Raw genomic sequence first — 9,332 nt, forward strand, 5'->3', positions numbered from 1 at the left:
TCACATGAGAGTGCCGCTCTCTTAATCTAGATTAAGTTTTCGCTGCCTTATTCTCTGTAGTATCCGCCTGAATCAGTGCCCATGCTTAATGGGTAACTTGCGTAACACGATTTTGAGAGGAAGACACTTGAGCACTTTGTTTACAGAAACCCACATTGGCAAGATGACACTAAAGAATCGCTTCATGAGAAGTGCAACGTGGGAAAATATGGCCACCGAAGATGGGCATATGACAGATAAACTGTACGCTATCTATGAAGAGTTGGCTCAAGGTGAAGTCGGCCTGATCGTGACGGGCTACGCGAACATTGTTGAAGAAGAAAAGCCGAATGCAGGCATGATGGGTATGTATAACGACTCATTCATTGAAGAGTATCAAAAGCTGACTCAACTGGTGCACGACAACGACTCTAAAATCGTGATGCAGTTGGCTTATGGTGGCACCAAAACCACGCATGACCTTGGCGAGCGAGTAATCTACGCACCAAGTGAGGTTCCAGAAAAAGGAACTCAAACTCTAGGCAAAGCGATGACCAAAGACGAGATCGACTACATTGTTGATGCGTTTGCTCAAGCGTCTTTGAGAGCACAGAAGTCAGGCTTTGATGGCGTTGAAATTCATGCCGCTCACACTTACCTGATTAACCAATTTCTAAGCCCTTATTACAACCAACGTGAAGATGAATACGGCGGTAGCTTAGAAAACCGCATGAGATTTTTGTTAGAGATCTATACCGCGACACGTAAGCTGGTGGGTGATGATTTCCCTATCTTGGTTAAGCTCACGGCATCCGAGTTTTTTGAAGGTGGCGTCACCTTTGAGGAAACACGTATTGTCTGTAAAAAGCTTGAACAAGTGGGTGTGGATGGCATTGTCGTGTCAGGCAATATTCATGGCAAAGCAGACACTATGATTGGCGAGTCGCACGATGGTTTTACCATTCAAGCTGAAGGCTACTTCCATGAGTATGGTCACGCGATTAGCCAAGACGTTAATATCCCAGTGATCACGGTTGGTGGTCTAACGGATTTTGATGCTATCGAAGCGATTGCAAACAACACGGGCATTGAGTACTTCGCGCTTTCAAGACCGCTGCTTTCTGAACCCCATTTAGTGAAGCGTTGGAAGGAAGGGGATAGAAGCCCTGTTGAATGCGAACGATGCTCTAAGTGTCGTACTAAGCGCGGTAACTTCTGCGTGGTGAATAAAGACAGAAAAGTACAGCTTGCACGCATGTAGTCGCTGAGCCCAGCTCCAAGCGAGCTCCGAAGTTTATAGCTGAGTCTAAGTTTGAGCCTGTGTAATCGCGCAGGCTCTTGTTCATTCCGTATTCCACGAAACGAAATTTGAAACCTTATTAATCACATCTTCCTGTCAAATTGGCGCGACTAAACAGTTACACTACGCCTGTAAATTATCCAACCAAGTTATCGATAAAAACTGAGCAAACTTTGAAACTACTTCCTCTTCTTAAGCAACCTCGAATCCACTGACGTCTCTTTAGTTTTAGCGATATTGCTATGATTTAAGCGTGATACTCACTATTCATCCCAGTGAACCCTGTGTTTATAGGGCGTTAGTTTGTGCACCTTGGATTTGCATCGTCGAACATTTTGATAGTTAACGAATAAAACTTAATAGATCATTCAGAGGTAAAAATGCAAAAGAAGCATTGGTCCAAATTCGAGTTGCTGCATGAAGTCGTAACCAACCCCAATATTCACGTAAAAGGTCAACACAGTTATTACAGCGATTGCTGGGATAATGGGTTCGAGCAATCTGTCGTCCGTTATTTACATGGCGACGAAGTCAGCCGCCAGTGGGAGCCTCGATGGGAAATCGACGAACTCCATATCGGCGATTATGTCTGCATTGGCGCAGAGGTTGTGATTTTAATGGGTGGCAACCATACCCACAGAGTTGATTGGTTTTCGCTGTATCCATTTATGGATGTAATCGACGATGCCTACATTGGCAAAGGTGACACTCACATTGAAGATGGGGTGTGGTTAGGCATGAGAGCGATGGTGATGCCCGGTGTGACGATTGGCGAAGGCGCTGTGGTTGCAGCGAATAGTGTGGTGACTAAAGACGTCGCTCCATACAGCATTGTCGGTGGTTCTCCAGCTAAAGTCGTCAAATACCGCTTTGATGAGTCCGTTATTGACGAACTCATGTCATTCAAAATATACGAGTGGCCCTCAGATAAATTTGAAGCGCTGAAACCGTATTTATGTAACTCAGACTTTTCAAAGTTAAAGCAGGCGATAACGGATTACGACAATTGTTTGTAAGGAGCACTTGTAACGAGCGTTTGTAAGGAGCGTTTTTAAGGTACGGGTATAGCCACAGATTTGTGTAGAAAGATCTGTGTCATATTTATATTGAAAAACACGTTAAATCAGTCCGTTACCTTGCAATACTCAACATGGTGTACCAATCTTATTTCATAAGCATGGATAAGGATTGTGTATGCCCGCAAGTTCAATGAAAAACAAAGGGGTGGTGGGGAAAGTCTTACTGCCTTCTTTACTCATAAATCTTCTCTCTCTCGCCGTTCCGTTAACGGTTTTGCAAATTTACGATCGTATTTTACCTAACCAAAGTTACGGTACTGCCACTTTGTTGTTGGCGGGTGCAGCGTTGGCTGTTGCCATGGAAGCATTGATCCGGTTTGTGCGTACTTGGCTTTTGTCAGCCGCGGCCAGCAATACCGAGAAAGCGACCTATCAAACTTTGGTTGAAAGAGTAACAACGGCTTCATCAGGCCATCTCCGCCACATTGGTGTTGGCGGCGTGGAAGAGGGGCTTGGTTCTGTATCCAAAGTCAAAGATTGGTATTCCGGTGGTGTGATTGCAGGCTTTATTGATTTGCCTTTTGCCTTGATCTTCTTGGGCTTGGTGGCTTACATCGGCGGTGAGCTGGTGGCGATACCTTTGGCAGTTTGGCTGATTACTCTCGGAATCGTTTGGTTATCTTCTATTCGCGTTAAAAGCTTAAGTGAAGAAGCTTCCCAAGATGAGCAGGAGCGAAAAGCGTTCTTGATTTTACTGAGCCAAACCATTCAAGGAATCAAACGTCAGGCTGTTGAGTCTCGAATCTTCAATCAGTTTAAATCCCTCAATAACGTTCGCTCTCAGTCTAAAGCGAGAGAAGAAGAACAGAACGCCTTTGCCCAAGAATGTATTCAGCTTGCCGCATTAGCCACGTCAGTTTTACTCGTAATTACGGGGAGCTTGTGGGTGTTGGATGGTCAGTTAACTACTGGTGGCTTGGCGGCATGTTCTATCTTATCTGGCAGAGCGGTTGCGCCTTTGAGTGCTCTGGTTGGGGTTAGAATCAAGCTTAATTCAATACACAGTGCCAATCAGGCAATAGAAAAATTGAGTGACTTATCATTATCGGAATCTTCAGATTCTGAGCAAGTTGAGAACCACTTATCTGACTTTGAGACGTTGGAAATCAAGCAAGCGACCGTTGAAAGATATGGTGAACTCTCTCATGCAGATGTCACACTGAATAAAGGTGAGTTGGTTTTGTTAGAGAGTGAGGATCGCCACACCAACAGTCATTTATTGTCGTCGATTGCAGGTATTGATGATCTAAAAGCGGGTGAGTGCTTCATTAACGGAGCTGCAGTTTCAATCGCATCCGTAACCAATATTGCTGCCTACTGTGGCGTTAAAGGGCTGTTGGTGTCGGGTACTATTCTCGACAACTTGTGCGGGTTTGACCCTGAGAAAACGCAAAGCGCCAGTGACTATGCAAAGCGTTTGGGTTTAACCAAAGAGATTACTCGATTACCCGATGGACTAGAGACACAAATTGGCCATACGAGTGCTTCTTTGTTGAGTATGGGTAACGTGAAAATGCTCAATATCGCGGCTCAATTGGCAAGTGATAAACCCATAATCATGTTGGAAAGGCCGGATTCTTCACTTGATTTAGACGCCCTTGGGAATCTAGCTAAGGTGTTGGAAGAAGAAGTAACGGCAGGACGCACGATACTGATGGTGAGCTACCATTCGAAGCTTCGCGAATTTGCTAATCGAATCATTACAGTGGAAAGTCGAGCTATTACGGCCGACAGCGAGAGCAATCAGGAGGCCGTCGTATGAATCGTTTAGATATTGGTAACCCTTCAGGTACGAACAACCGTGCAGATACCAGCGGTCGACAAGAGGTGATGAATCATTTAGAAACCGAGAGCCTTTCCGTTCTTAAGCAGTTGGAAGTTAATGCTAATATCCAGTTGTTCGCACATCAATGGGTCGATGAAAATGGCATTGAATCAATCGACGATATGTTTGCCTTGTTCGACAGGCTTGCACTGCCTTATCGCTTGGTTGCCAACCTAGATGAAGTTGGTGAACATAAATTGGTCTTACTGGTACTTGGTGAACATGAGCTGGTCTCTGGTCATTTGGAATCCAAGCAATTTGTTGCCTTTAATGCCAATAACGACATCACCGATGTCCCTCAGTTTTGTATTGTTATCGAAGGGCCACCATTAGAGAAGGCCTCTCCTGATTGGGTTGGTGAAAGGTTACATGCGTTTCGCCCCATCATTCCTAAATTGTTATTGGTCAGCTTTATCACTAACTTATTTGCGCTTGCTGTTCCCTTCATCACGATGTCGATTTATGACCATGTGATTGGTGGTGATGCAGGGCATGAGTTGCAAGGTATCGCCATTGGCGCGGCGTTGTTGTTTGTGATGATGGGTTGGTTGAGAACATTACGTAGCCGAGTGTTTGCTTCAGTTTCCAACCGAGTAAGTCGTGAGATTTCTCAATCCCTCGTGCAGCGTCTGCTTCGTAATAGCTATGCTCAAAATCAGCAAACAGCTTCTTCTAGTCAGCAAAACCAAGTGATGTTGTCAGAGCGTATTTCAGGTGTGCTATCGGGGCCATTAGGAAATGCGTTATTTGACCTACCATTCATTCTAATTTTTGTACTAGCGATAGGAGTTTTAGGCGGATGGTTGGTACTGGTTCCAGTCGTCTCTTTAATCCTTTATTACTTGATAGCAAAACGCTCGATACGCTCTAGCAGCAAGCGCTCGATGCAATCGACAGTCGCAGGTACGAATCGTCAAAACATGACTAATGAGCTGTCATCCAAGCTTGCCTTTATTCGCAGTGCTGGATTCTCAGAGCACTGGATTCAACGTTTCAAAAAAGCCAATCTTCTTGCTTCAACAGTGACCTTTAATCAATCGGTTCTCCAGAGTCGGTACACCTCGATTTACTATTTCATTGGTGTGGGCTCGACACTCGCCGTGATGGGGTTAGGCATAGGACTTATTTTTGAACAAGTGATGACGCCCGGTGGTTTGATTGCTTCAATGATGTTGATATCTAAGGTGACGGGTCCTGCTCAGGTGTTGGCAAACAGCGCGATGCGTTTTAATAGCTTTAATCAATCCAAGCTGCAAGTGAACCGTATTTTGTCTCAGCCGTCTGAGCGTGAATTCAGTTACCAGCATCACCCGTTACCCGTGGTAGCGCCTAACTTGAAATTAGACCAAGTGACGCTGCGCTATCCCAAACAGAGTCGCCCCGCTTTGAATGGTGTGAGTTTTGATATTGAAGCCGGTGAAGTTGTCGCGATTACCGGCCCTTCTGGGAGCGGTAAATCAACATTAATTGAAGTGCTGTCTGGCTTGCAGCCTATCCAAAATGGCATGGTCGAGCTTGAAGGCGTTAACCTCGTTCAATACGACCCGCAGCTTTATCGCCACTGGTGTTTCATTCGAGCCGCATATCCTGATTTGCTTACGCTGAGTATTCGAGAGTGGCTAAACGACGGTCACAAAGTCGAAGATCAGAAAATGATCTCTGCAATTGAAATGGTCGGCGGAAAGCGTTGGTTCGAGACATTATCAGGTGGGCTCGATACTTCCATCAGCAGTATTCAGCCGGACAGCCTTTTTGACATGTTGTCTGGCAGCGTCGCGCAGATCCTAATTGATGCAAAAGCGCTGGTTTATGACTACCCAATGTTCTTAATGGATAATCCTGTGCCTGATGCTCACCCAAATGCTAAACGTATATTTGGTGAGTTTGTGCAGTCGAAAAAAGGAAAAGCAACGGTGATTTACACGTCCCACGATCCGGATTTAATCAAGCTTGCCGATAAAGTGGTGGTATTAAATGAAGGTGCAGTGGTTTATGCCGGTCCATTAGAGCCGGAGCAGTCTTCGAAGCAGGAACAGCCTTCAGAGCCTCAAGCTTCTCAAGAACCGCAGTTATCTGAGCAACCGTTATCTCAAGAGCTACAGCCGTCAACTCAAGAGGCGTCTGCTCAACAAAATGCAGCCCAACAAGAACAATCAGAGTCTAAGCAAGGAGTCGCTAATGACTAAACAATCTATCGAGAAGGGCAAGCGCTACGGTGAGCTTGTTGAATCACAAAATACGGCTCGTACATTGGCGCTGGCCACATGGTCGGTTGCCTTATGTGTTATTGCTTTTGCCACTTGGTCTGTAGTCACTCAAGTTGATGAAATCGCCAAAGCCAAAGGTGCTGTGATTCCGGAAGGCGAGAAGCAAGTATTACAAAGTGCGATTGGCGGTAAGTTAAAGCAAATTCTTGTTAAAGAAGGCCAGTTGGTAGAGAAAGGCCAGCCGCTTGTTGAGTTTGATGCCACTTTCCAGCGTACCGCCCTTGAAGAGCTAAAATCCCAACAAGTGACGCTTCTAGCCAGTGTGGAACGTATGAATGCGTTGCTTGAGCAACGTGAGCCTAACCTTGCTGAGTTTGAGGTCGATTACCCAGAGATCGTCAGCCAGCAAAAAGCTCAGCTGAACGCGCAAAAAGCCCTCTACTTCCAAAAGCGTGTGGTGCTTGAGAAAGAGAGCGAGCAAATTGCAGAGCAGCTTCGTAGCGTAGAAAAGGCCTTGCCGAGTTATGAGAAAGAGTTAAATGCGACTAAGCAAGAGTTGAACATACTGGAGAAGGGTTATAAAGCGGGTAACATTTCACGTTTACGTGTGCTTGAAATGCGACAAAAATTGGCCAGTATCGAACAGAAAATCGAAGAAGCTCGTGGTAAGAAGTCGGTATTGATTAGACAAGCTGACAGTAATGACCAAAAAATCATACAGCTTCTGGCGGAAGCGAAAGCTAAAGTGAGCGATGATCGTTCTAAAGCCGTATCTGACTTATCAGCATTGAATGCTAGAGTTCGTTCAAGCCAAGCTAAATTGACGAACACTATGTTAGTGTCACCGCTACAAGGCTTGGTGCAAAGCATACCAAGCACGCAGGATGGTGGTGTTATTCAGCCGGGTGGCACGGTAGTTGAAATTGTGCCTGTCGGAGGGAACGCTGACTTCAAAGCACGTTTGTCCCCAAGAGATATTGGTTTTGTGAGTGTTGGGCAGCCCACTCGAGTCAAGATTGATGCGTTTGATTACAGCCGCTTTGGGGCTTTAAAAGGGGCGGTAGAGAGTATTTCACCGACCACAAGTCAAAGCGAACGTGGCGAGATCTATTATGAAGTTGTAGTGTCGGTTGATACGCCTTACTTCCGTGATAACCCTGAAAGCTTTTCCATACTGCCGGGTATGACGGGTGAAGTAGACATCACAACTGGCGAGAAGTCGGTGTTCCAATACTTATGGAAACCGATTTATACCAATGTTAGCGTGGCGTTTGGAGAGAGGTAAAGTCCTCCACTCTGGCTTGCATAAAAAAGGAGCACATGCCGTGCTCCTTTTTTTATCTAACCGAAGGGGTGATGTTCTAGTTATTTGGGTCTATGTCAGGCAGTCCGTCAACGTCATTATGATGGTGTAAAGAATCATCAATAGATGGGTTATCGGTATGGTGAGACAGCCCATCACTCATACCATCGTCAGTTTGCTCAGCCCCATAAGCACTCTCGGCATCACTGAAAATGATATCGATATCATGCGCTACTGGTACATTGTGTGACGGTGAATCTATAGACGGCGAGTCAGCATTAATACCCAGAGCGTCTAGGTAAGCATGGGCACCAGAACGCTGTTCGTGTTCGCCTATCGCTGTATGTTCTAGGTTTGCCGTCACCTCATCAAAATTAAGAGTAACTTCATCAGGGGTGCTGAAAGAGGCATCCGGTTCATCCGCTTGGCTCATGCCGGGTGCTGGAGGAGGTGATGGAGCGATTGGCGATAAATCCATGCCAGTTAGTGTGGTTTGGTCAATGTGATGTCCGCTGTTTCCATGGACGGATTGCGAGTGCAAATGTAGGTGCACCGCGACTTGTGAGTTTTGATCGCCTCCTAGGGTTAAAACAAACGAGTCGGTTTCGTCTGTACCACTACCGTAAGAGCCTCCTGTATGTGTCTTAACGACGCCTGATGAAGTTTGTTGGTAATCGTAACTCAACTCTCCGGTTGCAGGATTGACATGCAAAGTACCAAATTGACCGTGTAATGCAGTGAGAGAGTGTCCGTGGTGATCTGATATTCCCCAGCCTGTCATTGGCGTAGGCGTTCCTTGGTGAATAATTGGAGGAATTCCGATTGAGGCATGCAGGTCCTGATTGCCTGCACTGCCGGTAATTTTTGCAGGGGCAACTAGGGTTGGCATTGGTGGAACATCGCTGTGTCCATCAATGCGCATTTCAACTTCTTGAGTTGTAATGCCCCCGTGTCCATCATCGACTAATAGAGAAAACTTATCGGTCAATTGTTCACCATTATTTAAAGCATTAACATGGCTATTGCTGTTATTAAGTGTGTAGACCCAAGTTTGTGTATTGCTATTATAGGTAACAGAACCATACTGTGGCTGATGTTGGCTATCAATACTGACAGAATGTTGATCGCTATGATCAACATCGCTGATAATAATTTGCCCAGAGGTCGCATTTGCAGCATCTTCATCAATGTTATGTGCACCTGCGATAACTTCAGAAACTGTTGGTTTATCATTAGTGCCATGCACATTGATGGTAATAATTTGTTTATCACCACCAGCGGTCGTTACTTCATATTGAACCTGCTCGACTTGCCCTGCCGCTAAGTGCTGAATATTGGCATTGGGAACCGAATAAGCCCAATCACCGGCTTTTCCAATGGTCAGATGACCGCCATAGGGATCACTGACCGCATGGGCATTACGAGTGGCGTAAAAATGATCTTCACTGGCATCAGGATCTATAACATTCAACACGCCAGTGACAAATATCGTATGTTGAGCATCACCTTGTACATGGCGATCTTCTGTAATTTGACCGCTTTTATCTCCGGTGAAGATCGCAGCATCGCCAGCTGCCGAGAGCGTCGTTGATGCGCCAGTGTGGGTCACACCACCGTGGGCATCTTTAACATCATAGCT

The 9,332-nt window shown here is 45.7% G+C and carries 6 protein-coding genes; 5 read left to right on the forward strand and 1 reads right to left on the reverse strand.

Translation table 11 applies throughout. The features are described 5' to 3' along the window. Window positions 1-127: 127 nt before the first annotated feature. From AB4185_RS20630 to AB4185_RS20650, 5 genes are all read left to right on the forward strand, one after another. Entirely contained in the window at window positions 128-1,240 is a 1,113-nt protein-coding gene (locus AB4185_RS20630; RefSeq protein WP_032546839.1) for an NADH:flavin oxidoreductase, read from the forward strand. Between the two features lie 419 nt (window positions 1,241-1,659). Further along, window positions 1,660-2,295 carry a CatB-related O-acetyltransferase gene (locus tag AB4185_RS20635; RefSeq protein WP_017061734.1) on the forward strand — a complete coding sequence of 212 codons (636 nt, stop codon included), beginning with the start codon at window positions 1,660-1,662 and terminating at the stop codon, window positions 2,293-2,295. Window positions 2,296-2,473: 178 nt separating this feature from the next. Further along, complete coding sequence (locus tag AB4185_RS20640; RefSeq protein ID WP_108152108.1) at window positions 2,474-4,120, forward strand: ABC transporter ATP-binding protein; 1,647 nt, start codon at window positions 2,474-2,476, stop codon at window positions 4,118-4,120. After that, window positions 4,117-6,369: an ABC transporter transmembrane domain-containing protein gene (locus tag AB4185_RS20645; RefSeq protein ID WP_108185398.1), complete on the forward strand. Its 2,253-nt coding sequence runs from the start codon at window positions 4,117-4,119 to the stop codon at window positions 6,367-6,369. The genes AB4185_RS20640 and AB4185_RS20645 overlap by 4 nt, the downstream gene beginning before the upstream one ends. Next, complete coding sequence (locus AB4185_RS20650; RefSeq protein WP_017061737.1) at window positions 6,362-7,675, forward strand: HlyD family type I secretion periplasmic adaptor subunit; 1,314 nt, start codon at window positions 6,362-6,364, stop codon at window positions 7,673-7,675. Before AB4185_RS20645 ends, AB4185_RS20650 begins: the two co-directional genes overlap by 8 nt. 76 nt (window positions 7,676-7,751) lie before the next feature. Here AB4185_RS20650 and AB4185_RS20655 read toward each other — a convergent pair. After that, window positions 7,752-9,332: VCBS domain-containing protein (locus AB4185_RS20655; protein ID WP_372135871.1), on the reverse strand; the 1,581-nt coding region annotated here is incomplete at its 5' end.

Source organism: Vibrio sp. 10N.286.48.F5, from assembly GCF_041469785.1.
Taxonomy (GTDB): Bacteria; Pseudomonadota; Gammaproteobacteria; order Enterobacterales; family Vibrionaceae; genus Vibrio; species Vibrio crassostreae_C.